At 68.5% G+C, this 26204-nt stretch carries 20 protein-coding genes; 19 read left to right on the forward strand and 1 reads right to left on the reverse strand.

All coding sequences use genetic code 11. The annotated features are described in order from the left end of the window. The first annotated feature begins 110 nt into the window (after window positions 1–110). The 13 genes from ABIA71_RS02550 (at window position 111) to ABIA71_RS02610 (ending at window position 12193) form a co-directional block, all read left to right on the forward strand. Entirely contained in the window at window positions 111–437 is a 327-nt protein-coding gene (locus tag ABIA71_RS02550) for a YerC/YecD family TrpR-related protein (RefSeq protein ID WP_354282844.1), read from the forward strand. A gap of 13 nt (window positions 438–450) precedes the next feature. After that, complete coding sequence (hisG, locus tag ABIA71_RS02555; RefSeq protein ID WP_354282846.1) at window positions 451–1362, forward strand: ATP phosphoribosyltransferase; 912 nt, start codon at window positions 451–453, stop codon at window positions 1360–1362. Between the two features lie 11 nt (window positions 1363–1373). Then, a complete protein-coding gene (hisD, locus tag ABIA71_RS02560; RefSeq protein ID WP_354282923.1) occupies window positions 1374–2669 on the forward strand; it encodes a histidinol dehydrogenase in 1296 nt (431 codons plus the stop codon). After that, a complete protein-coding gene (hisC, locus tag ABIA71_RS02565) occupies window positions 2666–3757 on the forward strand; it encodes a histidinol-phosphate transaminase (protein WP_354282848.1) in 1092 nt (363 codons plus the stop codon). Before hisD ends, hisC begins: the two co-directional genes overlap by 4 nt. Then, window positions 3754–4827, forward strand: coding sequence for a bifunctional histidinol-phosphatase/imidazoleglycerol-phosphate dehydratase HisB (hisB, locus tag ABIA71_RS02570; protein ID WP_137189355.1), 1074 nt, complete (start codon window positions 3754–3756; stop codon window positions 4825–4827). Before hisC ends, hisB begins: the two co-directional genes overlap by 4 nt. Continuing rightward, window positions 4824–5426, forward strand: coding sequence for an imidazole glycerol phosphate synthase subunit HisH (gene hisH, locus ABIA71_RS02575; protein ID WP_354282850.1), 603 nt, complete (start codon window positions 4824–4826; stop codon window positions 5424–5426). The genes hisB and hisH overlap by 4 nt, the downstream gene beginning before the upstream one ends. Continuing rightward, the gene (gene hisA / locus ABIA71_RS02580; protein WP_354282851.1) at window positions 5423–6157 is read left to right on the forward strand and encodes a 1-(5-phosphoribosyl)-5-[(5-phosphoribosylamino)methylideneamino]imidazole-4-carboxamide isomerase; all 735 of its coding nucleotides are present in this window, start codon (window positions 5423–5425) and stop codon (window positions 6155–6157) included. Before hisH ends, hisA begins: the two co-directional genes overlap by 4 nt. After that, window positions 6151–6927 (forward strand): imidazole glycerol phosphate synthase subunit HisF, encoded by a 777-nt coding sequence (gene hisF, locus ABIA71_RS02585; RefSeq protein ID WP_354282852.1) that lies wholly within the window; start codon window positions 6151–6153, stop codon window positions 6925–6927. The genes hisA and hisF overlap by 7 nt, the downstream gene beginning before the upstream one ends. Continuing rightward, window positions 6917–7540: a bifunctional phosphoribosyl-AMP cyclohydrolase/phosphoribosyl-ATP diphosphatase HisIE gene (hisIE, locus tag ABIA71_RS02590; protein WP_354282854.1), complete on the forward strand. Its 624-nt coding sequence runs from the start codon at window positions 6917–6919 to the stop codon at window positions 7538–7540. Before hisF ends, hisIE begins: the two co-directional genes overlap by 11 nt. An 88-nt stretch (window positions 7541–7628) precedes the next feature. Beyond that, window positions 7629–9227, forward strand: coding sequence for a calcineurin-like phosphoesterase C-terminal domain-containing protein (locus ABIA71_RS02595; protein ID WP_354282856.1), 1599 nt, complete (start codon window positions 7629–7631; stop codon window positions 9225–9227). Window positions 9228–9399: 172 nt separating this feature from the next. Next, window positions 9400–10404: a glucokinase gene (locus ABIA71_RS02600; protein ID WP_354282858.1), complete on the forward strand. Its 1005-nt coding sequence runs from the start codon at window positions 9400–9402 to the stop codon at window positions 10402–10404. 56 nt (window positions 10405–10460) lie between these two features. Then, a complete protein-coding gene (locus tag ABIA71_RS02605) occupies window positions 10461–11459 on the forward strand; it encodes a glycosylasparaginase (RefSeq protein ID WP_354282860.1) in 999 nt (332 codons plus the stop codon). 2 nt (window positions 11460–11461) lie between these two features. Beyond that, window positions 11462–12193 (forward strand): copper homeostasis protein CutC, encoded by a 732-nt coding sequence (locus tag ABIA71_RS02610; protein WP_354282862.1) that lies wholly within the window; start codon window positions 11462–11464, stop codon window positions 12191–12193. Between the two features lie 272 nt (window positions 12194–12465). Here the strand turns inward: ABIA71_RS02610 and ABIA71_RS02615 are convergent, their stop codons facing one another. Beyond that, window positions 12466–15555 carry a TonB-dependent receptor gene (locus tag ABIA71_RS02615; RefSeq protein ID WP_354282864.1) on the reverse strand — a complete coding sequence of 1030 codons (3090 nt, stop codon included), beginning with the start codon at window positions 15553–15555 and terminating at the stop codon, window positions 12466–12468. Between the two features lie 671 nt (window positions 15556–16226). Here ABIA71_RS02615 and ABIA71_RS02620 point away from each other — a divergent pair. The 6 genes from ABIA71_RS02620 to ABIA71_RS02645 all read left to right on the forward strand — a co-directional run bounded on the left by ABIA71_RS02620 (window position 16227) and on the right by ABIA71_RS02645 (window position 26153). Continuing rightward, window positions 16227–18692 carry a GH92 family glycosyl hydrolase gene (locus ABIA71_RS02620; RefSeq protein WP_354282866.1) on the forward strand — a complete coding sequence of 822 codons (2466 nt, stop codon included), beginning with the start codon at window positions 16227–16229 and terminating at the stop codon, window positions 18690–18692. 105 nt (window positions 18693–18797) lie between these two features. After that, window positions 18798–19844: a LacI family DNA-binding transcriptional regulator gene (locus ABIA71_RS02625; RefSeq protein WP_038692249.1), complete on the forward strand. Its 1047-nt coding sequence runs from the start codon at window positions 18798–18800 to the stop codon at window positions 19842–19844. Between the two features lie 44 nt (window positions 19845–19888). Beyond that, window positions 19889–21199 carry an L-fucose:H+ symporter permease gene (gene fucP, locus ABIA71_RS02630; protein WP_502960716.1) on the forward strand — a complete coding sequence of 437 codons (1311 nt, stop codon included), beginning with the start codon at window positions 19889–19891 and terminating at the stop codon, window positions 21197–21199. Between the two features lie 7 nt (window positions 21200–21206). After that, window positions 21207–22202, forward strand: coding sequence for a carbohydrate kinase family protein (locus tag ABIA71_RS02635; RefSeq protein ID WP_354282868.1), 996 nt, complete (start codon window positions 21207–21209; stop codon window positions 22200–22202). Beyond that, window positions 22199–23392, forward strand: coding sequence for an AGE family epimerase/isomerase (locus ABIA71_RS02640; RefSeq protein WP_354282870.1), 1194 nt, complete (start codon window positions 22199–22201; stop codon window positions 23390–23392). Before ABIA71_RS02635 ends, ABIA71_RS02640 begins: the two co-directional genes overlap by 4 nt. Before the next feature lie 121 nt (window positions 23393–23513). Then, window positions 23514–26153, forward strand: coding sequence for a beta-mannosidase (locus tag ABIA71_RS02645; protein ID WP_354282872.1), 2640 nt, complete (start codon window positions 23514–23516; stop codon window positions 26151–26153). The last annotated feature ends 51 nt before the right edge of the window (window positions 26154–26204 follow it).

The following is a 26204-nucleotide window of genomic DNA, read 5'->3' on the forward strand; positions in this document are numbered from 1 at the left end:
CGGGCGTTTTTCGTTTCCGCCCCCTGAACCAACCCGGTCCGTGCAGCGACACGGTTTGACCCTGCCGCCTCGTTTGCGCTAATGTAATAGCACGCTATTACATTGATACGATGAAACTACGTCCCGCCCCCCGAGAAAAAGACGCCCAGGCCGATCTGGCCTGCCTGGCTGCGGCGTTCGCCGCACTGTCCAGCCCTGAGCAGGTCACCGCGTTCCTGCGCGACCTGTGCACCCCGGCCGAGCTGGAGGCGATGTCGGACCGCTGGAAGGTGGTGCCGCTGCTGCAGCAGGGCGTGCCGTATCGCGAAATCCACGAACTGACCGGTGTCAGCGTGACCACCACCGGGCGCGTGGCGCGTTCGCTGGAGCATGGCCACGGCGGTTATGCCGCCGCCATCGCCGTGACCGCCACGCCTACGCCCCCCGAATCCGAGTAAGAGAGCCTCCCCCATGAGTGCAACCCAGAACGCCCCGGCCCGTGACCGGCTGCGGATCGCCATCCAGAAGAACGGGCGGCTGGCCGAGCCGGCGCGCAGCCTGCTCACCGCCTGCGGGCTGAGCTGGCGGCAGAGCCGCGACAAGCTGTTCTGCTACGGCGAATCGCTGCCGGTGGACCTGCTGCTGGTCCGTGACGACGACATCCCCGGCCTGATTGCCGACGGGGTCTGCGATTTCGGCATCGTCGGCCGCAACGAGCTGGACGAACAGGGCGCCGCGCGCCGCCGGATCGGCCTGCCGGACGCCTACCAGGCGCTGCGCGGCCTGAACTTCGGGCAGTGCCGGTTGATGCTGGCCGTGCCCGACGAATGGGAGTGGACCGGCGTTGAGCAGCTGGCCGGCAAGCGCATCGCCACCAGCTACCCGGCGATCCTGGCCGACTGGCTGGCCGCGCGCGGCGTGGACGCGCAGGTGGTGGAACTGTCCGGGTCGGTGGAAATTGCGCCGCGCCTGGGCACCGCCGACCTGATCTGCGATCTGGTCTCCAGCGGCGCCACCCTGGCCGCCAACCAGCTCAAGCCGGTGGAAACGCTGCTGGAAAGCGAAGCGGTGCTCGCCGGCCCGGTGAAGACCCCCGACGACGCCCGCGCCGGCCTGATGGCGATGCTGCTGCGGCGGCTGGATGGCGTGGTCAAGGTGCAGGACAGCAAGCTGCTGATGTTCCGCGCCGCGCAGGACCGCGTGTCCGAACTGACCCGGCTGCTGCCCGATGCCGACCCGCTGGTGCAGCTGCCCGACGACGGCGGCCACCTGCGCCTGCAGACCATGTGCCACGGCGCGTTGACCTGGCAGCGGCTGGAAGACCTGGAGCGCGCAGGCGCCCAGGGCCTGATGGTATTGAGCGTGGAGCGTTCGCTGGCATGAACCGTCTTTCGATGAATGTAGTGCAGTGGTCCACCCTGGACGCCAGCGGCCAGGCGCAGGCGTTGCAGCGCCCGGTGCAGGCCGTGGCCGCGCAGACCCGTGATGCGGTGGCCGGGTTGATCGCCGCCGTGCGCGCCGACGGCGACACCGCGCTGCGCGAGATCAGCCTGCGCTTCGATGGCGTGGCCCCCGAATCGTTTGAAGTCACCGAGGCCGAGTTCGCCGCGGCCGAACAGGCCGTCCCGGCCGACCTGCGCCAGGCGATGGTCGAGGCGGCCGCGCGCATCGGCGTGTTCCACAAGGCCGGCATGAGCCAGGGCTATGCAGTGGACACCGCCCCGGGCGTGCGCTGCGAGCGCATGGTGCGGCCGATTGGCCGGGTGGGCCTGTACGTGCCGGCCGGCAGCGCACCGCTGCCGTCCACCGCGTTGATGCTGGGCGTGCCCGCGCAACTGGCCGGGTGCCGCGAAGTGGTGCTGTGCACGCCGCCGCGCAAGGACGGCAGCGCCGACCCCGCAGTGCTGGTGGCCGCGCGCCTGACCGGCGTGCACCGGGTATTCAAGCTGGGCGGCGCGCAGGCGATCGCGGCGATGGCCTATGGCACCGACAGCGTACCGGCCTGCGACAAGCTGTTCGGCCCCGGCAACAGCTTCGTCACCGAAGCCAAGCAGCAGGTGGCCCAGGACGGTGCAGCGGCGATCGACATGCCCGCCGGTCCGTCTGAAGTCCTGGTAATCGCCGATGCCGGCGCCAATCCCGCGTTCGTCGCCGCCGACCTGTTGTCCCAGGCCGAGCACGGCCCCGATTCGCAGGTGTTGCTGCTCACCGACGACGACGCCCTGCTGGCGCGGGTCGACGCCGAAGTGCAGGCACAGCTGGCGCGTCTGTCGCGCAGGGACATCGCCACCCAGGCGCTGCAGGCCTCCAAGTTGATCCGGGTCGATTCGCTGGCGCAGGCCTTCCAGATCAGCAACCGCTACGCACCCGAACACCTGATCCTGGCCCTGCGCGACCCCCGCGCGTGGCTGGAACAGGTCGAGGCGGCAGGCTCGGTGTTCCTCGGCGACTACACGCCGGAGGCGCTGGGCGATTACTGCAGCGGCACCAACCATGTGCTGCCCACTGCCGGTGCCGCACGTGCCTACAGCGGCGTCAGCGTGGCCAGCTTCCAGAACATGATCAGCGTGCAGGCGGCCACCGCGCAGGGCATAGCCGCGATCGGCGGCTGCGCACGCACGCTGGCCCGCGCCGAGGGCCTGGACGCGCACGAGAATGCGGTGGCGTTGCGCATGGAGGAGGCCGCATGAGCGCGCCCGCTTCGGTGATGTCGCTGGTCCGTGCGGACCTGCAGGCCTTTGCCGGCTATTCGTCGGCGCGCAGCAGCGCGCTGGTCGGCGATGTATGGCTGAACGCCAACGAGTCGGCCTGGGCCAATCCGGCCGACGGCGAAGGCCGGGCGCGCCGCTACCCGGATCCGCAGCCGGCCGCACTGCGGGAGCGGTTGGCGCAGCTCTATGACTGCGCGCCGGAACAGCTGCTGATCGGTCGCGGCAGCGACGAGGCGATCGATCTGCTGGTGCGCGCGCTGTGCGAGCCCGGCCGCGACGCGGTGCTGGTGACCCCGCCGGTGTTCGGGATGTATGCGGTGTGCGCGCGGCTGCAGAACGCACCGCTGCTGGAGGTGCCGCTGCGCGACGACGGCGATGCGCTCAACGCCGATATCGACGCGGTGATCGCCACCGCGCTGGCCGGCAACGCCAAGCTGGTGTTCCTGTGTTCGCCCTCGAACCCGGCCGGTAGCGCGATCGCGCTGGAGCAGGTGGAACGGGTGGCGACGGCGCTGCAGGGCAGGGCGCTGGTGGTGGTGGACGAGGCCTATGCCGAGTACGCCGCGCTGCCGTCGGCGGTCACGCTGCTGCCGCGTTACGACAACGTGGCCGTGCTGCGTACGTTGTCCAAGGCGCACGCGCTGGCCGCCGCACGCATCGGCAGCCTGATTGCCGCGCCGGCGCTGATCGCGCTGCTGCGCCGCTGCCAGGCGCCGTACCCGATTCCCGGCCCCTGCGCCGAGCTGGCCCTGGCCGGCTTGAGCGACAGCAACCTGCAGCTCACCGCCTCGCGCGTGGAGCGCATCAAGGCCGAGCGCGACCGCCTGCAACAGGCCTTGGCGGTGTTGCCCGGCGTGCTGCGCGTGTACCCCTCGCAGGGCAATTACCTGCTGGTGCGCTTCAGTGATGCGCAGCAGGCCTTCGATGCGTTGTTGGCGGCCGGCGTGGTGGTACGCGACCAGCGCGCCGCGCCACAGCTGCACGACGCGCTGCGCATCACCATCGGCAGCACCCTGGAGAACGACCGTGTGCTCAGTGCGCTGGCCGCGCGGAGGGTAGCGGCATGACCCCCATCCTGTTCGTGGACCGCGACGGCACGCTGATCGAAGAGCCGGCCGATTTCCAGATCGACGCCTACGAAAAGATCCGCTTCGTGCGCGATGTGATCCCGGCGATGCTCAAGCTGCGCGATGCCGGGTACCAGTTCGTGATCGTCAGCAACCAGGACGGCCTGGGCAGCGAAGGCTACCCCCAGGCCAGTTTCGACGGCCCCAATGACCTGATGCTGCAGATCTTCGCCAGCCAGGGCATCGTGTTCCGTGACGTGCTGATCGACGGTACCTGGCCGCACGACAACGCTCCCACCCGCAAGCCGGGCATCGGCATGATGCTGCCCTACCTGCAGGACCGCAGTATCGACTGGGCCCGCTCGGGCATGGTCGGCGACCGGCCCACCGACATCCAGTTCGCCGAGAACATGAAGATCCGCGGCTTCCAGCTGCGCACCGAACAGTTCGGCGGGCAGTGGGACTGGAACGGCATCGCCCATGAACTGGCCGATGCGCCGCGCCGCGCCACCGTGCAGCGCAATACCAAGGAAACCCGGATCCGCGTCGAGGTCGACCTGGACCGCACCGCCGAACCACAGACCCACACCGGGTTGCCGTTCTTCGACCACATGCTGGAGCAGATCGGCAAGCACGGCGGCTTCGCGCTGAGCGTGCAGGCCGAGGGCGACCTGCACATCGACGAACACCACACCATCGAAGACACCGGCCTGGCGTTGGGCCAGGCGCTGCGTGAAGCGCTGGGCGACAAGCGCGGCATCGGCCGCTACGGCTTCACCCTGCCGATGGATGAAACCCTGGCCAGCGCGGCGCTGGATTTCAGCGGCCGGCCGTACTTCGTGTTCGAAGGTGAGTTCAAGCGCGAGCGCGTGGGCGACATGCCCACCGAGCTGGTGCCGCACTTCTTCCGGTCGCTGTGCGACGCCGCCGGGCTGAATCTGCACCTGAGCGTGCGCGGCGACAACGACCACCACAAGGTCGAAGCGTGCTTCAAGGCACTGGCCCGCGCCCTGCGCCAGGCGCTGCCGCGCCAGGGCACCGCACTGCCCAGCACCAAGGGGGCGCTGTGACCGAGGTTGCCCTGATCGATGCCGGCGGCGCCAACCTGGGCTCGGTGCGCTATGCACTGGAACGCCTGGGCGTGCAGGTGCGGCTGGTACGCGACGCGAAGGGCCTGCAGGGCGTGTCGCGGGTGATCCTGCCCGGCGTGGGCGCAGCCCCGCACGGCATGGCGCGCCTGCACGCGCAGGACCTGGTGCAACCGCTGCGCGAGCTGCAGGTACCGCTGCTGGGCATCTGCCTGGGCATGCAGCTGTTGTTCGAGGGCTCCGAAGAGGGGCACGTGGAATGCCTGGGGCTGATGCCCGGGGTGGTCCGCCACCTGCACCCGGCCACCGGCATCCGCGTGCCGCACATGGGCTGGAACCGGCTGCGGCCGCTGCGCGAATCGATGCTGCTGGACGGCGTGCCCGAGCGCGCCAGCGCCTATTTCGTGCACAGCTATGCGGCACCGCTGGGCGAGCACACCGTGGCGGCCTGCGACCACGGCGGCCTGTTCGCCGCGGTGGTACAGCGCGGCCTGCACAGCGGCGCCCAGTTCCACCCGGAGCGTTCGGCCGCCACAGGTGCCCGGATCCTGCGCAACTTCATCGAGAACGAACCGTCATGAGTTTCACCGTCTATCCCGCCCTGGACATCCGCGAAGGCCGCGTGGTGCGCCTGCTGCAGGGCGATTACGCGCAGCAGACCACCTATGGCGACGACCCGTTGCCGCGCGCACAGGCCTTCGCCGATGCCGGCGCCAGCTGGATGCACCTGGTCGACCTGGATGCCGCACGCGCCGGCGGTTACACGCTGGCCCCGCTGCTGTCGGCGATCGCCGATCAGACCGGCTTGAAGGTGCAGACCGGCGGCGGCGTACGCTCGCGCGACGACGTGGCGCGCATTCTCGATGCCGGCGCCACCCGTGTGGTGGTGGGCTCGGTGTCGGTACGCGCGCCGGAGACGGTGATCGGCTGGCTTGCCGAGTTCGGCCCGGAGCGGCTGACCATCGCGCTGGATGCCCGCCAGGCCGATGACGGCCGTTGGCTGCTGCCCGTGCACGGCTGGACAGAAACCGCCGAAGACACTCTGGACGTGCTGGCAACGCGCTATGCGCAGGCCGGCATGACCCACCTGCTGTGTACCGACATCGCCCGCGACGGCATGTTGTCCGGCCCCAACATCGGCCTGTACCAGCACCTGGCCACGCTGCTGCCGGGCGTGGCGGTACAGGCGTCCGGTGGCGTGCGCAGCGCTGCCGACGTGGCCGAGGCCAAGGCGGTGGGCTGTGGCGGCGCGATCCTGGGCAAGGCGCTGCTGGAAGGCCGCATGACCCTGGCGGAGGCGCTGGCATGCTGAGCCGCCGGCTGATTCCCTGCCTGGACGTGCGCGATGGCCGCGTGGTCAAGGGCGTGCGCTTCCGCGACCACGTCGACATGGGCGACATCGTCGAGCTGGCGCTGCGGTACCGCGACCAGGGGGCCGACGAGCTGGTGTTCTACGACATCGGCGCCAGCCCCGAAGGCCGTGCGGTGGACGTGGGCTGGATCGAGCGCATCGCACGCCTGATCGACATTCCGTTCTGCGTGGCCGGCGGTATTTCCGACGTGGAGACCGCGCGCCGCGTGCTGTACGCGGGTGCCGACAAGATTTCGATCAACTCTCCGGCGCTGGGGCGCCCGGCGCTGATCGAGGAACTGGCCGACGCGTTCGGCGTGCAGTGCGTGGTGGTCGGCGTCGATTCGGTACGCGAGGCCGACGGCGAATGGCGGGTGCGACGCTTCAGTGGCGACCCGGACAAGACCCAGGCCGTGCCGGTGCGCACGCTGGACTGGCTGGTCGAAGCGCAGCGCCGCGGTGCCGGCGAGATCGTGCTGAACTGCATGGACAGCGACGGTGTGCGCCGGGGCTACGACGTGACCCAGCTGCGCCAGGCGCGCGCGCTGTGCCACGTGCCACTGATCGCCTCCGGCGGTGCCGGTGAGATGCAGCACTTCGCCGACGTGTTCGACCAGGCCGATGTCGACGGTGCGTTGGCCGCCAGCGTTTTCCACAGTGGCGCCATTGCCATTCCCGCGCTCAAGCAGTTCCTGCGCGAGCAGCAGATCGAGGTTCGAGATGTCTATTGAGGTACTGCCGTCGCGCGAGGCGCTGGACGGACTGGAGTGGAGCAAGGGCGATGGCCTGCTGCCGGTGGTGGTGCAGGATGCCGACAGTCTGGCCGTGCTGATGCTCGGCTACGCCAACGCCGAATCGCTGGAGCTGACCCTGGCCACCGGCCATATGACCTTCTACAGCCGCAGCAAGCAGCGCCTGTGGACCAAGGGCGAGTCGTCGGGCAACGTGCTGGCGGTGGTAGCGGTGCGCGTGGACTGCGACAACGACACCCTGCTGGTGAGTGCGCGCCCGGCCGGTCCGACCTGCCACACCGGCAGCGAAAGCTGCTTCGAGCGGGCGCCCGGCAACTTCCTGGGCCGGCTGGATGCGTTCGTGCGCCAGCGCGAGCAGCAGCGCCCGGCAGGCAGTTACACCACCGCGCTGTTTGACGGCGAGATCCGCCGGATCGCGCAGAAGGTGGGCGAGGAGGGCGTTGAAACCGCGCTGGCCGGGGTGGTCCAGGACGATGCGGCGCTGCTGGGCGAGTCGGCCGACCTGCTGTTCCATCTGATCGTGCTGCTGCGGGCGCGCGGCTTGTCGCTGGCCGATGCGGTGGCGGTGCTGGCGGCGCGCCACGCAGGGTGAGCGCATGAATCGCGTTTAACGTCGGTGAAACGCGGCACAAGCGATGATGTGCCGCTTTACAATCACCCACCCCGAACGGACCGTCCCGATGACCCGCACTGCTGCCTGGCTGGCTTGCCTGCTGTTGACTACCGCACCCGCCCTGGCCGCCGAGGTCACCGTGACCGGCAAGGTCTACCAGGAACGCGACGGAAAGCCCGGGCGCGGACCGACCGACCCGGGCATGGCCGGGGTGCAGGTGTCCAACGGCGAGGTGATCGTGCGTACCGCCGCCGACGGCAGTTACAGCCTGCCGGTGCGCGATGGGCAGACCGTGTTCGTGATCAAGCCGGACGAATACCGCTTCCCGGCCGCCAGCAACGGGCTGCCCTCGTACTGGCGCCACTACGCGCCGCAGGGCTCGCCACGGCTGAAGTACGACGGCATCCGCGCCACCGGCAGCAACGTGCGCAACTGGGACTTCGCGCTGGAACCGGCCAAGGGCAGCGATGCCGCCCGCGCCGGGTTCGAGATGCTGGTGTTCACCGATTCGCAGACGGCCAGCCGGCAGGACATCGACTACTACCAGCGCGCCATCGTCGAACCCATCATCGGCAAGCATCCGGCACGGCTGGGCACCACCCTGGGCGATATCGTCAACGACGACCTGGACCTGTACCCGACCATCAACAAGGCCACCGCGCTGCTGCAGGTGCCGTGGTTCCACGTGCCGGGCAACCATGATCTGGACGTCGACGCCGGCGATGACCGCCACTCGCTGGACAGCTGGCGCGCGGTGTACGGGCCCGATACCTACGCGGTGGAAGAGGGCGGCGCCAGCTTCGTGTTCCTCGACGACGTGGTCTACGACCCGGCGGCCAAGCCGACCTACGTGGGCGGGCTGCGTCCGGACCAGTTCACCTTCCTGGGCAATTACCTGAAGGGCCTGCCGCGCGACCGGCTGGTGGTGCTGGGCATGCACATCCCGCTGTTCGACGCCGCGCCCGGCCGCGAGACCTTCCGCCACGCCGACCGCGCGCGCCTGTTCGCGCTGCTCAAGGATTTCCCCAACGTGCTGGTGCTCAGCGGCCACAGCCACACCCAGCAGCACTACTACCATGGCGCCGCCGAGGGCTGGCAGGGCAGCAAGCCGCTGCATGAGTACAACGTGGGCGCCGCCTGCGGCGCGTTCTGGTCGGGCGTGAAGGACAGCAACGGCATTCCCGATGCCACCATGAGCGACGGCACGCCGAACGGCTATGCGGTGTTGTCGGTCAAGCCCGGCGGCGACTACGGCCTGCGCTATTACGTGGCACGCGCGCCGGACGACTACCAGATCGCCCTGCACGCGCCCAAGGTGCTGCGCAAGGATGCCTACCCGGCGTGGGGTGTGTACGCCAATGTGTTCATGGGCCAGGCCGATACGCTGGTGGAGTACCGCGTGGACAGTGGTGCCTGGCAGAGCATGAAGCGGGTGGAGCAGCCCGATCCGCGCCTGCTGGTGGAGAACGTGGCCGACGACCAGGCCGAGCGCCTGCGCGGTTTCGATCGCTCTCCCGAGGCGACGCCGTCGCCGCACCTGTGGCGCGGCGCGCTGCCCACCAACCTGACGGCCGGCGAGCACAAGGTGGAAGTGCGCGCGGTGCACGCCGATGGCCCCACCGCCTCGGCCAGCACCAGCTACCGCCTGCAGGTCGGCAAGCCTTGATGAGGCGCCTGCCGCGCAACGCGCAGCCGCTACATACGCTGCTGTACGGCGCTACGTGCTTTGCAAACCCCGGGCGATCGCCGAAAATCGCACCGGGTTATTCGACCCCAGCCAAGGCCTGCGAGTGAGCGTTGCGGTACCGTTTCCGGAGCATCCTCCGGCCCCGTCCGATGTGTCCCTGCTGACACCCGGTCGGGCATCGTCTGTTGAAACGCTGCTTGTCGCCGACGTTGGCGGTACGTTCGCGCGCCTGGCCGTGGCCGAACTGCGTGCCGGTCAGCCGCCACAGCTGGTTGGTCTGCGCCGTTACAGCTGCGCCGCGTTTGCCAGCTTGGCCGCGATCCTGGCCGATTTCATCGCCAGCGCCGCGCAGCCGCTGGACAGCGCCGTCGTAGCGATCGCTGGGCTGCTGGAAGGCGACCACCTGGTCAATACCAACCTGCCGTGGCCGGTGTCGGTGGCCGACACGCGCACCCAGGCCGGCCTGCGTTCGCTGGCCCTGATCAATGATTTCGAAGCGGTCGCCTACGCGATCCCGCATGTGCAGGCCGATACCCTGGTGCCGCTCAACGGCGAGCCCGAGGGCGGTTCGCGTTGGCCGGCGCTGGTGCTCGGCCCGGGTACCGGGCTGGGCGCGGCACTGCGTTTCCAGGGCGGGCACCAACCGGTGCTGGCCAGCGAAGCCGGCCATGCCGCGCTTACCGCCGGCACGGAACTGGAACTGGAGATCCTGCGGCAGATGCAGCAGCGTTGGGCGCACGTGGACCAGGAGCGCATCCTGTCCGGCAGCGGCCTGATGAATCTGTATCCGTGCCTGTGCGGCCTCCGTAGCGTGGCACCGCAGTGGGACACCCCCGAGCAGCTGATCGCCGCCGCGCATGTTGGCGACGACCCGGTGGCGGTGGAAACGCTGGAGGTGTTCAGCGCGTGGCTGGGCAGCCTCGCCGGGGACCTGGCCATTACCTTCGGTGCGCGTTCGGTGTACCTGGTGGGCGGCATTCCGCCGCGCATCGCGCACTTCCTGCACGCGGGCGGCTTCCAGGCGCGGTTCCTGGCCAAGGGCGTGATGGGCCGGGTGCTGGCCCAGGTGCCGGTGTGGCGGGTGGAACACGGCGAACTGGGCATGCTGGGTGCGGCGGTATGGCACGCCGCGCGCCACGAACGCGCCGTGGCATGACGCTTCCGCCCGGTTGGCGGGCGGCTCGATGACCGATCTTGCAGGGAGTGGGTGGGATGACCGATCGCAGGCAGTTCCTCCAGGCCGGTGTGCTGGCCGCAGGCGCGCTGGCCTTGCCGCGCGCCGGTGCGCGGGCAGCCAGTGGCGCACGGGTGGTGTCCACCTGGGACTTTGGCGTGGGCGCCAACCAGGCGGCGTGGAAAGTGTTGGCGGGCGGCGGCAGCGCACTGGACGCGGTGGAAGCTGGCGCGCGCTGGGCCGAGAGCGAGTTGTGCAACCCCACCGTGGGCCGCTGCGGCAATCCTGATCGTGACGGCGTGCTCAGCCTCGATGCCAGCATCATGGACGGCGATGGCCGCTGTGGATCGGTGGCGGCGCTGACCGACATCCTGCACCCCGTTTCTGTGGCACGCAAAGTGATGGAAAACACCCCGCACGTGATGCTGGTCGGGGAGGGCGCGCAGCAGTTTGCGGTGGCGCAGGGTTTCGAGCGCCAGAAGCTGCTCACGCCCGCCGCCGAGAAGGCATGGCGCGAATGGTTGAAGACCGCGCAGTACACGCCGGAGATCAACGTCGAGCGCCGCGGGCGTCCGGGCGACAGCAGCAACCACGACACCCTGGGCATGCTGGCCATCGACGCCAACGGCCGTCTGGCCGGTGCCTGCACCACCAGTGGCATGGCCTGGAAGCTGCACGGCCGGGTGGGCGACAGCCCGATCATCGGCGCCGGCCTGTACGTGGACAACGAGGTGGGCGGGGCGACGGCGTCGGGGGTAGGCGAAGAGATGATGCGCAACGCTGCCTCGTTCCTGGTCGTGGAGCTGATGCGCCAAGGACGCTCGCCGGCCGAGGCCTGCCGCGAAGCGATTGCCCGGCTGGTACGCAAACGCCCCGAGGCCAGCAAGACCCTGCAGGTGTGCTTCCTGGCGCTGGACAAGCAGGGCCAGGTCGGCGCGTATGCGCTGCACCGTGGCTTCGTCTATGCGGTCTGCGACACCGATCGCCAGGACGACCTGCGTGATTCCGCCTCGGTCTACACCAGCGAGCAGACCTGAGCATGGTGCGCCGGCTGCTGGAAGTCGCCTCCAATTCGGTTGCCTCCGCGTTGGCCGCGCAGGCCGGTGGGGCCGATCGCATCGAGTTGTTCGACAACCTCGCCGAGGGCGGCACCACGCCGTCGTACGGCAGCATCGCCGTGGCCCGCGAGCGCCTGCGCATTCCGTTGTTCGTGTTGATCCGCGCGCGGCCCGGTGACTTCCACTACGGCGCGCTCGAGGCGGAAATCATGCTGCGCGATATCGCCCACTGTCGGCAGCTGGGTTGCGATGGCGTGGTGATAGGCGCGCTGGATGCTGAGGGCAACGTCGACACGGCGTTGTGCCGCATGCTGGTGTCGGCCGCCGGGCCGATGCAGGTGACGTTCCATCGCGCCTTCGATGCCGCGCGCGACCTGCCCGCCGCGTTGGAACAGGTGATCGCGCTGGGCTGCCAGCGGGTGCTGACCTCGGGTGGCCAGGCCAGCGCGGAAGCGGGCGCGGACACGCTGGCCGCGCTGGTGGCGCAGTCGAACGCGCGCATCCGCGTGATGGCCGGCGCAGGGCTCAATGCACGCAACATCGCCGCCGTGGCCGCACGCACGGGTTGCGTCGAACTGCACGCATCGGCCAAGGCCGTGCAACGTTCAGCGATGCGCCACCACAACCCGGCCCTGGTGGGTCTGTCGCCGGATTGGACCGTTACCGATGCCGGCGAAGTCGCCGCGTTGCGCGCCGCGATGGATGGGATCTGACGAGGTGGCGGATGCAGCCACCCATGGGGTGGCTCTACCGGGGTTCGGATGCGTCCAGCCACCCATGGGGTGGCTCTACCCGATTTGACCGCGCGGGCCCCTTTCGTGCGCGCTGCACGCCGGTAGAGCCACCCCATGGGTGGCTGCTTCGTGAGCGCGTCAGGCATGACCGCGACGGCATTACGCGCCACCACAAAAAACGGCAGCCACCTGTACCAGCGCGGCTGCCGTGGAGGACCGTTGCCCCGCCGGTAGGCGGGGGCGGGTGACGCTTAGAACTTGTAGTTCACGCCGAAGTACAGCTGGCGGCCGGTGTAGGTGTTGGAGATCAGGCGCGCGTTGGTGTCGTTGCCCAGGTTGATGCGTTGCTCGGACTTGGTGGCATTGAGCACCGAAGCGGTGAAGGTCAGCGCCTCGGTGAAGTTGTAGGCCACGTTGAGATCAAGCTGGTCGTAGGGTTCGGAGTACTGACTCATGCCGTTGACTGGACCGCCCACCACTTCGCCACGCCGGTTGTAGGAGGCGCGTGCCAGGAACGTCTCGTTCTCGTAGAACACGGTGATATTGGCCTGGTTCTTGGCGCTGCCCACCAGCGGCGACTCGCCGATATTCTCGCCGTCCAGCACGATCGCGGCGAGGTTGGTGTCGTTGTAGGTGTAGTTGGCCTGGATGCCGAAGCCCATGTCGAAGGTGTACTGGCCATACAGTTCCACGCCCTGCGAGACGCCGTCGCGGCCATTGGCCTGCGTTTCGTACTTCTGCACGGTGACCGTTTCGCCGCCCACGGTCATCTGCTGGTCGCGGATCACCGGCACGGTGAAGTTGTCGACGTTCTTGCGGAACAGACCGATGCCAGCCACCGCGCCGGGCTTGAAGTACCACTCCAGGCCGATGTCGACCTGGGTGGCCTCGAACGGTTCCAGGTTCTTGTTGCTGCCATGGCCGTACCAGCCGGGGGTGTCGGTGCCGCCGGCCACGCGGCGGTCATTGCTGTACTCCTCGCTGATGTAGTTCAGCGCACCCGGTGCCGCGATGCTGGTGTAGCTGGGGCGGGCGATCACCTTGGAGGCCGCGCCACGCAGCACCAGGTTGTCGGTGATGTCCCAGGCGATGTTGAAGCTCGGCAGGATGTCGGTGTAGGTCTTCTCCAGCGAGGTGAACGCGTAGGTCTTCTCGCGCGCCAGGCCATCGGGCAGGCGCACGAAACCGCTCTGGCACACATACCCGGTATTGGAGCCGATCAGCGCAGCGGCCGCCGGGTCATTGCAGTCCATCGGCGCGCCGGCTGCGTTGTCCTGGAAGTAGTCGTTGAACTTTTCCACCGAATCGCTGGATTCCGCGAACTGCTTGGTCCGGACCACGCGCACGCCGACATTGCCGCGCACGCGCTCGGTGCGGAAGTTGGCCTGGAAGTAACCGGCAAAGACCTTCTCGTTGACGTTGTAGACGAAGTCGTCTTCCTTGCGGCTGTATGAGCCGCCGTACTTGTCGTTGAGGTAATCGATGTACGCCGGGTAGTTGATGCCCGGGAACACGTTGGCATTGAAGCCGCCGGTAATGTTGCTGATCGGGTTGGACAGGAAGAAGCCCGGCTGGGCGACACCGGCGGTGGCATCGCAGCCGGCCTGGTACCGGTTGTTGTCGTAGTCGGCCGGGTCCTTGCCTTGGCACACCCAGTAGGTGTTGCCGGTGTTGCGGTGCACGTCGCCATCGCGGTACTTGGCGCCGAACTGGATGGAGTCCAGCCAGCCGCTTTCAAACATCTTGGTCACATCGGCCTGGAAGTAGTTCTGCTTGACCTCGGTCTGCATCCACGACGAACCGGTGGACCCGGTATCGATCTCGGCCACGCCGGCCATCAGCTGCTGCTGCAGGTCCGGCGAGAAGGTCACCGACGGGGTGCCGTTGACATCCCACGCGGTGTACTGGTTGCCGGACTGCCACACGCCATCCACCTGGCGGCGCGGCTTGGCCGACATGCCGAAGTTCATCGACGGGCCGCCTTCGGACCAGGTGCGACCGCCGGTGAAGGAAGCCTTCCACAGCGGGCTGATGTCCCACTCGACGCTGAGGTCGGCGGTCTGGGAGAGCGCTTTTTCCTTGCTGTAGGTACCGGTCAGCTGCGGGGTGGGGATGGTGCAGTCATCCGGGCCCCAGCCGCCGGGCTTCATGCCGGCCGCAGCGGCCTCGGCTTCGCTGCAGTAGTAGGTCTTGCCGGCCAGCTTTTCGTACTGTGCACCGGTGACGATGCTGCCGCTGGGGTCGAAGGTCAGACCGTTGAGCAACCGGCCACCGTCCCAGTTGCCATCCTGGTTGTAGCGCGCCAGGTTCCACTCCGGCACCTTGAGCATGTTCTGGGTGTAGTTGCCCTCCAGCTCGAAGCGGAAGTAGTTCGCGGTCAGGGTGAGGTTGTCGACCGGCTTGAACTGGAAGGTGAACTGCCCGCCGGTACGCTGGCGGTCTTCCTCCTTCACCGCGAAGTTCACCGAGGTGGGCATGAAGAATTCACTGTAGTTGCGCCCGCTCTGGTCATTGAAGCCCGACTGGCCCCACCAGTAGTGGATGCCGTCCTGCAGCTGCGGGGTGCCATACGCATTCACCGCATCGGTGCCGTTGCCGTACCACTGGTAGTCTTCGGTACTGGCCTGCATGGTGCGGCTGGTGCGCTTCTGCTTGGTCGCGCCGACCAGCACGCCGAAACGCTCGTCCTGGCTGTGCCAGGAGTACAGCGCCGAGGCCTGGGGATCCACGTCGTGGCTGGTGTCCGAGGACGTGCCTTCCAGGTTCACGTAGCCCGAGTTGGCTTCCATGTCCAGCGGCCGCCGCGTGTGCAGGATCACCGTGCCGCCGATGCCGCCTTCGTCCAGGCGCGCCTCGGGCGATTTGAACAGCTCGGCGCTGGACAGCATGTTCGCCGGCAGCAGGGTGTAGTTGAACGAACGGCTGGCTTCGTCGTTGGTCTCCGACGTGGCCACGTAGTTGCCGTTCAACTGGGTCAGCGTCAGGTCCGGATCCAGGCCGCGCACGCTCACGCTCTTGCCTTCGCCACCGCTGCGCTCGATGATCACGCCCGGCACGCGCTGCAGCGCGTCGGCCACGTTCTTGTCGGGGAACTTGCCGACGTCTTCGGCGGTGATCACTTCGACCACGGCGTTGGCGTCGCGCTTCTGCTGCAGGCTTTTTTCGATGGCGTAGCGATAGCCGGTGACGTTCACGCTATCGAGCGTGGTGGCCTCCGGCGACGAAGCGGGGCTGGCCTGCTGTGCGAACACACTGGCGGGCACCATCGCGGCGGCGAACAGCGCGGCGGTGATGGCGGCCGACAGCGTGTCGCGGTTGCGCATGCGGGACATCTTGTTCATTCCACTCTCTCCCTCTCCTGGATTGAAACGGTGGCGATACGTTGTTGAATCGATCTAATGTTTTGGGAGGGCTGTTGCCAGCGCTGAACTCCCGTGCGTCCCGCATGCAGCCTGGTGGGCCCCCACCCACCGCTCCGGCAATCGTGACCGTTTGAAGTTGGATCGATCTAAACGATTGGCGGGGAATTTTTAGCACGGGCGGAGCGGGGACGCATGCTGCTTCGCAATATGGTCAGGAAGGGCCGGGAACCGCGCCGGTAGCGTCACTTCGATGAAAACGTTTTCTTGCGCGGACGGGAGCGCGCCGGGTGCGGGCCTGCGCAACCGGCGGTCCCGATAGCCCGGCGCGCCGACCCGCGGCGTGGATCACGACACCTGTCCTGATGGGTCCGAACCTTGCCTGGAGGGAAGAGGGCATCCAACAACGCGCGGATCGAGGCTGCAGGCGCGGCCACCGTGGCTCTCACTGCCTGTCCGGACGAAAAAAGCCCCGCCATGTTGCGCCGCAGAATGCATCCGCCGAAATCTCCGTGCTTTACTTGAATCGATCTAAATTCACGGCAACGTGGATCTGGACCGGTGCCAGCGGGGGAATGGCTGGCACGCCATGGCGGACATCCGCCGTGCCTTTTTTCGTCTGCCGTACCGACATCGACCCACAGGATCCACGCATGCGCCGACTGCCGTCCGTCATCGCCGTTACCCCGTTGCGCCGCCCGCTGCCGCGCCTGGCCTGCCTGCTCGCGCTGGCTTTCGCGCCGGTCCTGCAGGCCGCCGCCCCGGTCGCGCTGGAGCGCGAGGTCAACACCTTCATCGGCAGCAAGGATGACGGCAATACCTTCCCGGGGGCGTCGGCCCCGTTCGGCCTGATCCAGGTCAGCCCGATCGGCGAGCACTACGCCGGCTGGCGCTACGACGACCCCAAGATCCGCGGGTTCGGCCATTCGTTCCTGTCCGGGGCCGGGTGCTGGGAGCAGGGCGGCCAGGTGTCGGTGCTGCCGGTCACCGGCAGCATCGGCAAGGGCGGCGACTTCAACACCGACGATGCCAAGAGCTTCGACCACAAGCGCTACGCGTCCCCGTACACCCACGACGGCGAGATCGGCCAGGCCGGCTACTACAAGGTGCGCCTGACCGGCTACGGCGGCATCGATGCCGAGGCCACCGCGCGCACCCGTGCCGCCGCCGAGCGCTACACCTTCCCGGTCGACGCCGGCACCGGTCATGTGCTGGTCAACGTGGGCCAGGCCAACGAGCGCCATTCGGTGATCGGCAGCGTGATCGACGTGGTGGGCGATCGCGTGGTGGAAGGCAAGCTGGTTACCAAGAGCTTCTGCGGCGGCCACCAGTACACCACCTGGTTCCGCCTCGAGTTCGACCGCCCGTTCAAGGCGTTCGGCACCTGGGGCGAAGAAGGCGGCCTGGCCGGCGCGCGCCACCGCATGGAGGGCGAACAGAAGCCCAGCGGCGCCTGGTTGAGTTTCGATACCGGCAAGAACCGCGCGGTCACCGCGATCAGCGCCATCTCGCACGTGGACGCAGAAGGCGCGCGCAACAACCTGCGCAGCGAGGGCATGCAGGGCGGCAAGCTGCTCGGCTTCGAGCAGATGCGCAGCCAGTCGCAGCAGCAGTGGCGCCGCGAGCTGGCCACGACGCGCGTGCAGGGCGGCGCCCGTGACGACCGCACCGTGTTCTACTCGGCGCTGTACCACGCGCTGCTGCAGCCGCTGACCGGCAGCGACGCCGACGGCCGCTACCGTGGCTACGACGATGCGATCCATCGCGCCGACGGCTGGACCTACTACGAGTACTTCTCGCTGTGGGATACCTATCGCGCACAGAACCAGTGGCTGGCCCTGACCCGCCCGCAGGTGGCGCGCGACATCGGCCGCAGCCTGCTGGCCATCAACGAACAAGGGGGCTGGCTGCCGCGCTGGGGTTACGCCAATTTTGAAACCAACATCATGACCGGCGACCCGGTCACCCCGTTCCTGGTCGACCTGTGGCGCTTCGGTGCGCTGGCCGGGCGCGAGGGCGAGGCCTACACCGCGCTGCGTCGCAACGCCTTCGAGCAGCCGCCGCTGAACTCGCGTCATGCCGGCCGGTCGGGCAACCCCGGGTACGTGGACAACGGCTACGTTGCCTACGACCGCGCGTTCCCCTCCAAGGGCATGGACGTGGACCCGCACCACGGCGGCTCGGCCACGCTGGAATACGCCCTGGCCGACTGCGCGCTGGCGCAGATGGCCGATGGCCTGGGCCATGCCGACGATGCCAGCACGCTGCGCGCGCGCGGCGGCAACTGGCACAAAGTGTGGGACCCGCAGGTACGCGATGCGGAGACCGGCATGAGCGGCTTCCCGCGTCCGCGCATGGACGACGGCAAGTGGTACGTGCCGTCCGATGGCCACTACAGCCCGCGCTCGCACCATGGCTTCCATGAAGGCACCGCGTGGCAGTACCAGTGGCTGGCGCAGCAGGACGTGCCGGGGCTGGTGCAGGCCATGCACGGCCGCGAACAGGCCGGCAAGCGACTGGATGCGTTCTTCGCCTACGACGCGCTGGTGCAGTCGCCGCTGACCGCCGCGCGCAAGGAATGGGTGGTGGGCCCGTACAGCTACTACAACCAGTACCGCTACAACCCCAACAACGAGCCGGACCTGCACGCGCCGTGGATGTACACGCTGATCGGCCAGCCGTGGAAGACCGCCACCGTGGTGCGCGCCGCGCAGCAGCTGTTCACCAACGCCCCCAACGGCGTCACCGGCAACGATGACCTGGGCACGATGTCGGCGTGGTACCTGTTCAGCGCGATCGGTCTGTACCCGGCGGTGCCGGGCAGTGGCCAGTTCCTGCTGCACACCCCGCGCTTCACCCAGGTGGAGGTGGACCTGGGCACCGGCCGCACGCTGACCCTGGCCGCCGACGGTGCCGATGGGCGCACGCTGCAGTATGTGCAGGGCGTGCGCGTGGACGGCAAGGACCATGCCCCGGTGTGGCTGGACTGGGCCCGGCTGCAGCAGGGCGGTCGCATCGACTTCGCATTGGCTGCGCAGGCCCCCACTCGCGGCTGGGGCACCCAGGTCGAGGCGCTGCCGCGCTCGTTCTGCGCCACCCCGGGGGCGGTGCTGGAATGAGGCGTTGCATCGGCTGCGGCCGCGATCCGGCTGCCTGCAGGGGCGGGGTCCGCTGGCCGATGCGATCGTTTACGCTTGCCGGATGACAAGGACCGGGCAGACACCATGAACGACAAGGTCAAACCAGCGGGCAAGGGCACGCGCGCCGTCACCGTGACCGATATCGCCGAAGCCATCGGCGTGTCGCGGGCGACCGTGTCGCTGGTGCTGCGTGGCAGCCCGTTGGTCAATGTCGACACCCGCGCCAAGGTCGAGGCCGAGCTTCGCCGCCAGCGCTATGTCTACAACCGCGGCGCGGCCAACCTGCGCCGCCGCACCTCGTCCAGCGTGGCCCTGGTGATCAACGACCTGTCCAACCCGTTCTTCGCCGAATTCGCCTCCGGGGTGGACGAAGCGCTGGGTGCGAAGGGTTTCGTGACCCTGCTGGGCAGCACCGGCGAATCGCCACAGCGGCAGCAGGCGGTGCTGACCACGTTGATGGAACACACCCCGGCCGGGTTGATCCTGTCGCCGGCCGAAGGCAGCGATGCGGCCGAACTGCGCCAGGTGCTGGGCTTCAACGCCAACGTGTTGCTGTTCAACCGCGAGCCGCCGGGTGCCGATTGGGATTTCCTCACCCTGGACAACCAGCAGGGGGCCTACCTGGCCACCCGCCACCTGATCGAACGCGGGCACGAGCGCATCGCCTTCTTCGGTGGCCATGCCGATTCCAGCTCCTGCCACCAGCGCCGGTTGGGCTACGCGCAGGCATTGGCCGAAGCGGGCAGGGAGCTGCACCCGGACTGGCTGATCGAGTCGGCCCCCAGCCGCCTGGAAGCCGCGGCGCGCAGCGAAGAACTGTTCGCGCGCGTGCCGGCACCGACGGCAGCGGTCTGCTACAACGACAGCGTTGCACTGGGGCTGATGCTGGGCCTGGCCTCGCGCGGGGTGCGCCCCGGCGTGGACTTCGCCGTCACCGGTTTCGACGATATCTCCGAAGCAGCGGTCGCCTTGCCGCCGCTGACCACGCTCACAGTGAACCCGCGCGAGCGCGGCCGCCAGGCGGCCGAACTGCTGCTGCAGCGCCTGGACCATCCCGACGCCGCGCCACAACGCACCGTGGCGCCCGTGCAACTGCGCATCCGCGCCAGCAGCGGCCCGGTGGCCGCGTGATGGCGTTTCCCTTTACCTGCCCGCGCAACGAGGCGCGTACCTGAATGCCCATTTCTCCAACGCCCCGACTGCCTGCCTCGTCATCGTCCGCGCCCGTGGTCAACACGCGCATGGCTTTGGCCGTGGCCACCACCATCTTTTTCATGTGGGGCTTTCTGACCTGCCTCAACGACATCCTGATCCCGCACCTGAAGGCGGTGTTCGAACTGAACTACGCCAAGGCGATGCTGGTGCAGTTCACCTTCTTCGGCACCTACTTCCTGATGTCGCTGCCGGCCGGGCGGCTGGTGGCGCACCTGGGCTACAAGAAGGGCATCGTGGCCGGCCTGGCCATCGCGGCCGTCGGCGCACTCGGTTTCTGGCCGGCCGCCGAACTGCGGGTGTATGAAGCCTTCCTCGGCGCACTGTTCGTGCTGGCCACCGGCATCACCGTGCTGCAGGTGGCCGCCAACCCGTACGTGGCGCTACTGGGGCCGGAACAGACCGCTTCGAGCCGGTTGACCCTGGCCCAGGCGTTGAATTCGCTGGGCACGGCGATCGCGCCGATCTTCGGCGGGCTGCTGATCCTCGGCAACACGGTCAAGAGCGCCGATGAGATCGCCGCGCTGCCCTCGGCCGAGCAGATCGCTTACCGCGTGCAGGAAGCGCAGTCGGTGCAGGGCCCGTACGTGGGCTTGGCGATCGCGCTGGCGCTGCTGGCCATCTTCGTTTACCTGTTCCGCCTGCCGGCGCTGACCGAAACCACCGAACAGGCCGACAGCGGCACGCATACCCTGATGGATGCGCTGCGCCACAAGCACGTGTTGTTCGGCGTGCTGGCGATCTTCTTCTACGTGGGCGCCGAAGTGTCGATCGGCAGTTTCCTGGTGAACTACCTGTCGATGCCGTCCATCGGGGGCTTCACCGAGCAGCAGGCCACCCATTACGTGTCGGCGTACTGGACGCTGGCGATGATCGGACGTTTTGCCGGCTCGGCGATCATGACCCGGTTCTCGCCGCGCCTGCTGCTGACCCTGTTCGCGGTGGTCAACGTGGTGCTGCTGGCGCTGACCATGCTCGGCGCGGGCCACGTGTCGCTGTATTCGGTGGTGGCGGTGGGCCTGTTCAACTCGATCATGTTCCCGACCATCTTCGCGCTCAGCATCGAGCGCCTGGGTCCGCTGACCAACAAGGCCTCCAGCCTGTTGATCATGGCCATCGTGGGCGGCGCGGTGGTGCCGTACCTGCAGGGCGTGCTGGCCGACCATATCGGGCTGCAGCCGTCCTTCATCCTGCCGCTGGTCTGCTACGGCTACATCATTTTCTATGGCTTGTCGGGTTCGCGCCCGAGCGCCGCATTCCGCCAGGGAGCCTGAGGCCCGAATGAGCAAGATTGTCTGTTTCGGCGAGATTTTGATCGATCTACTTGCCCAGCCGCCGGCCACGCCGGACACCCCGCGCGCGTTTCTGCAATACGCCGGCGGGGCACCGGCCAACGTCGCCGTCGCGGCGGCACGCCTGGGGGCCGACACACATTTCGCCGGCATGCTCGGCCAAGACATGTTCGGTGACTTCCTTGCCGAGAGCCTGGCCGACGCCGGCGTGGCCACCGACTGCATCGTGCGCACCGACGCAGCCAAGACCGCGCTGGCGTTCGTGGCCCTGGACGCACACGGCGAGCGCAGCTTCAGCTTCTACCGCCCGCCGGCGGCGGACCTGTTGTTCCGCAGCAGCCATTTCCATCCCAACTGTTTCGCCGGTACGCGCAGTTTCCATGTGTGTTCCAACAGCCTGACCGAAGCGGAGATCGCCGAAGCCACGCTGGACGGCATGCGCCGCGCGCGCGCCGCCGGTGCCATGGTCAGCATCGACCTTAACCTGCGCCCCGCGCTGTGGCCGGCCGGCGTGGACCCGCTGCCGCGGCTGTGGGAGGCGCTGCAGCTGGCCGAGCTGGTCAAGCTGTCGCGCGAGGAACTGGATTACCTGGCCGCCGCGCAGGAAGGCGGCGGCGACGCGGTCATTGCACGGCTGCTGGGCGCGCAGGCGCAGGCCGTGGTCGTCACCGACGGCGCGGCCCCGATCCGCTGGCACACCCGCCACACCGAGGGCGTGCTCACCGGCTTCCGGGTGCAGACCGTGGATTCCACCGCGGCAGGCGATGCGTTCGTGGGCGGTTTGCTCTTCGGCATCGGCGAGCGCGGCGGCGACGGCAGTGCCTTCGCCACGTTCTGCCAGGACCCGGCCGCCCTGACCGGGGCCATCCGCTTCGGTGCGGCCGTTGGTGCGCTGGCCGTGACCCGCAAGGGCGCGTTCGCCGCCATGCCCAGCCTTGATGAAGTCCACCAGCTGCTGCAGCAACAACAGGAAGACGTCGCATGACCACGCCGGTTCCGCCGACCCCCGATTTCCGTTCGCCTGCGTTCCTGCGCGCGCATATCGCGCAGACCATGGCCTTCTACCAGCCGCATGAGATCGACCCCGACGGCGGCTTCTTCCACTATTACCGTGACGATGGCAGCGTGTACGACACCCGCCACCGCCACCTGGTGAGCAGCACCCGCTTCGTGTTCAACCACGCGATGGCCTACCGCGAATTCGGCAAGCCCGAGGATCTGGCGGCGGTCGAGCACGGCCTGCGCTACCTGCGCCAGGTGCACCGCAATCCGGCCACCGGCGGCTACGCCTGGACCCTGCGTGATGGCGTGGTTGAAGACGCCACCAACCACTGCTACGGCGTGGCCTTCGTGCTGTTGGCCTACAGCTGCGCGCTGAAGGCGGGCATCAGCGACGCGCGCGGCTGGATGGACGAAACCTGGCAGCTGCTGGAGCTGCGCTTCTGGGAACCGTCGTTCGGCCTGTACAAGGACGAAGCAGACGCGAACTGGACCTTCAGTGACTACCGCGGCCAGAACGCCAACATGCACATGTGCGAAGCGATGCTGGCCGCGTTCGAAGCCAGTGGCGAACAGCGCTACCTGGAGCGCGCGCTGCTGCTGGCCGACCACATGACCCGCCGCCAGGCCGCCCAGGCCGATGGGCTGGTATGGGAGCACTACGACCGCCAGTGGCAGATCGACTGGGACTACAACCGCGACAACCCCAAGCACCTGTTCCGCCCGTGGGGCTTCCAGCCCGGCCACCAGACCGAGTGGGCCAAGCTGCTGCTGATCCTGGACCGCCACGTGCAGGCCGACTGGCTGGTGCCCACCGCCCGCCACCTGTTCGACGTAGCCGTGGCGCGCAGCTGGGATGCTGAGCGCGGTGGCCTGTACTACGGCTTCGCGCCGGACGGCAGCGTGTGCGACGACGACAAGTATTTCTGGGTGCAGGCCGAGTCGCTGGCCACCGCGGCGCTGCTGGCCAAGCGGACGGGCGAGGCGCAGTACTGGGACTGGTACGACCGGCTGTGGGCCTATGCCTGGCAGCACATGATCGACCACCGTTACGGCGCCTGGTACCGCATCCTGGATGCGGACAACCGGTCCTACAGCGACGAGAAAAGCCCGGCCGGCAAGACCGACTACCACACCATGGGCGCGTGCTACGAAGTACTCAACGTAGTGCGTTGAATCGGCAGCGCCGACCGTCGGCCGGCTACCCAAACCCCGGTAGAGCCGACCGTTGGTCGGCTGCTCAAATCCCGGTAGAGCCGACCGTTGGTCGGCTGCTCCCCCACCCAGGCAGGTACCCATGCGCGCGCACCGCCGTTTCCATGTCGTTGCACCGGCCCGCTGGCTGTTGCTGGTTCTGCTGGCCGCATGGGCACTGCCCGTGGCGGCCGCCCCGTTGGCGGCGGACTGGTCATTCCGCCTGCTGCCCGGTGACGCGCGCGGTGCCGCGCACCCCGGCCTGCAGCAGTGGCGTCCGGCCCAGGTACCCGGGGCGGTGCATACCGACCTCCTGGCGCAGGGCCTGATTGCCGATCCCTACGTGGGCGCGCCCGAGGCCGGCCTGCAGTGGATCGGGCTGGCCGATTGGGAATACCGCGCCCGCTTCGACGTGGACGCGGCCACGCTGGCGCGCGCGCATGCCGAGCTGGCATTCGACGGGCTGGACACGTTCGCCACGGTGAGTTTGAACGGCCAGCCGCTGCTGCAGGCCAACAACAGCCACCGCACCTGGCGCGCGCGGGTGGACGGCCGGTTGCGTGCCACCGGCAATGAACTGCGCATCGTGCTGCGGTCCCCGATCACCACGCTGCTGCCGAGCGTCCAGGCAATGCCGCACAAGATCGCCGGCAACTATCCCTCGCCGTACGGCGACGAGCCCAAGGACGCGATGGTCGGCAACTTCGTGCGCAAGCCCGGCTACCACTTCGGCTGGGACTGGGGCCCGCGTTACGTGACGGCCGGTATCTGGCGCGCGGTGCAGCTGGACAGCTGGAACGGGCAGCGCCTGACCGACGTGGCCGTGCAGACCCGCGCGCTGGACGCCGCGCATGCCGACCTGGCGATCACGGTGCAGGTGGACAGCGCCGCGCGTGGCACTGCCGCGGTGCGCGTGGAGGTGCTGGATCCGGACGGGGTGTCGGTGGCCCGTATCGACCGTGACGCCCCGCTGCAGGCCGGCGACAACGCCATTAGCGTACCGGTCGCGTTGAAACAGCCACGCCGCTGGTGGCCGGCGGGGCAGGGCGAACAGGCGCGCTATACCGTGCGGGCCACGCTGGCACCGGGCGGGGCGGACGCGCGCCACATCGAACAGCGCATCGGCCTGCGTACCGTGGAGCTGCGCCGTGAGGTGGACCGCCAGGGCGGGCAGGGCTTTGCGTTCGTCATCAACGGCGTGCCGATCTTCGCCAAGGGCGCCAACGTGATTCCGTTCGACATGTTCCCGGCCCGCGTGGACGACGCGCGGATCCGCCGCGAACTCACCGCCGCGCGCGACGCCAACATGAACATGCTGCGCAACTGGGGCGGCGGCTACTACGAGGATGATGTGTTCTTCGACATCGCCGACGAACTGGGCCTGCTGGTCTGGCAGGACTTCATGTTCGGCGGCGGCATGCAGCCCGGCTACGATCCGGCGTTCCGCGCCAACGTGGTGGCCGAGGCGCGCGACAACGTGCGCCGGCTGCGCCACCACCCCAGCGTGGTGCTGTGGTGTGGCAACAACGAAGAAGAAACCGCCTGGAAGGACTGGGGCCACGGCCGTGACCTGACCGCTGCCGACCCGGCCTTCGCGGCGAAGGTATGGCAGGGCTACGTGGACCTGTTCGGCAACGACCTGCGCCAGGTGGTGGCCGACGAAGGGCTGGGCGTGCCGTACTGGTCCAGCTCGCCCAGCAACGACCTGGACGACAAGGCCAACGATTCCACCCGTGGCGACAAGCACTACTGGCAGGTATGGGGCAACCCGGCGCTGCCGGTGACCGCGTACCTGCGCGAGACCCCGCGCTTCATGTCCGAATACGGCCTGCAGGCATGGCCGTCGTTGCGTACGCTGGAGGGCATCATTCCGGCCGCCGAGCAGCAGGTGGACAGCGCCACGGTACGCGCCCACCAGAAGTTCATGGCGGGCGAGGGCAACCAGCGCCTGTTGAAGTACATCGAAGAGGAGTACGGCACGCCGCGCGATTTCCCGGCCTTCGTGTACCTCAGCCAGGTGATGCAGGCCGACGGCATCCAGCTGGCCGCGCTGCACCACCGCGCGTCGCGGCCGTACACCATGGGCTCGCTGTACTGGCAGCTCAACGACGTGTGGCCGGGCGCGTCGTGGTCCAGCATCGACTACGCAGGCCGCTGGAAGGCGCTGCATTTCCACGCCAGACGCTTCTTCGCCGACCAGGCGGTGGCGGCATTGCGCGACGACGGCGTGACCCGGGTCAGCCTGCTCAACGACCGCCAACAGGGCCTGCAGGCGACGTGGCGGATGCGGGTGATGGATCTCGATGGCGCGCTGCGCAGCGAGCAGCGGCATACCGTGGCGGTGCCGCCGTTGTCCGCACTGGAGGTGGGCCGGTTCGCCGATGCGGACCTGTTGAAGGACGCGGACCCCGCCCGCACCGTGGCGGTGGTGGAGCTGTTGGACGGCAAACGCCTGTTGTCGCGGCAGGTGATGTACTTCGCACCGGCCAAGGCCTTGCTGCTGTCACCGGCAACCATCGACAGTCAGCTGCGCGCCGACGGCGACGGGTACGTGTTGACGCTGCGCTCGCGCATGCTGGTGCGTGCGCTGTGGGTCGACTTCGACGGCCTGGATGCCACCCTGGACGACAACGCGCTGGACCTGGTGCCGGGCGAGGCGGTGACGATCCGGCTGCGCAGTAAAGCGGACCTGCCGACCCTGCGCCGCACCCTCCGCCTCACCTCGCTGGCCGACGCAAGGTAGAGCCACCCCATGGGTGGCTGGCGCGGTGCCGGCATCGCGACAAACGCAGCC

Origin of the sequence: Stenotrophomonas sp. 2619 (assembly GCF_040548725.1) — a bacterium.
In the GTDB taxonomy this organism is placed as follows: Bacteria; Pseudomonadota; Gammaproteobacteria; order Xanthomonadales; family Xanthomonadaceae; genus Stenotrophomonas; species Stenotrophomonas maltophilia_AP.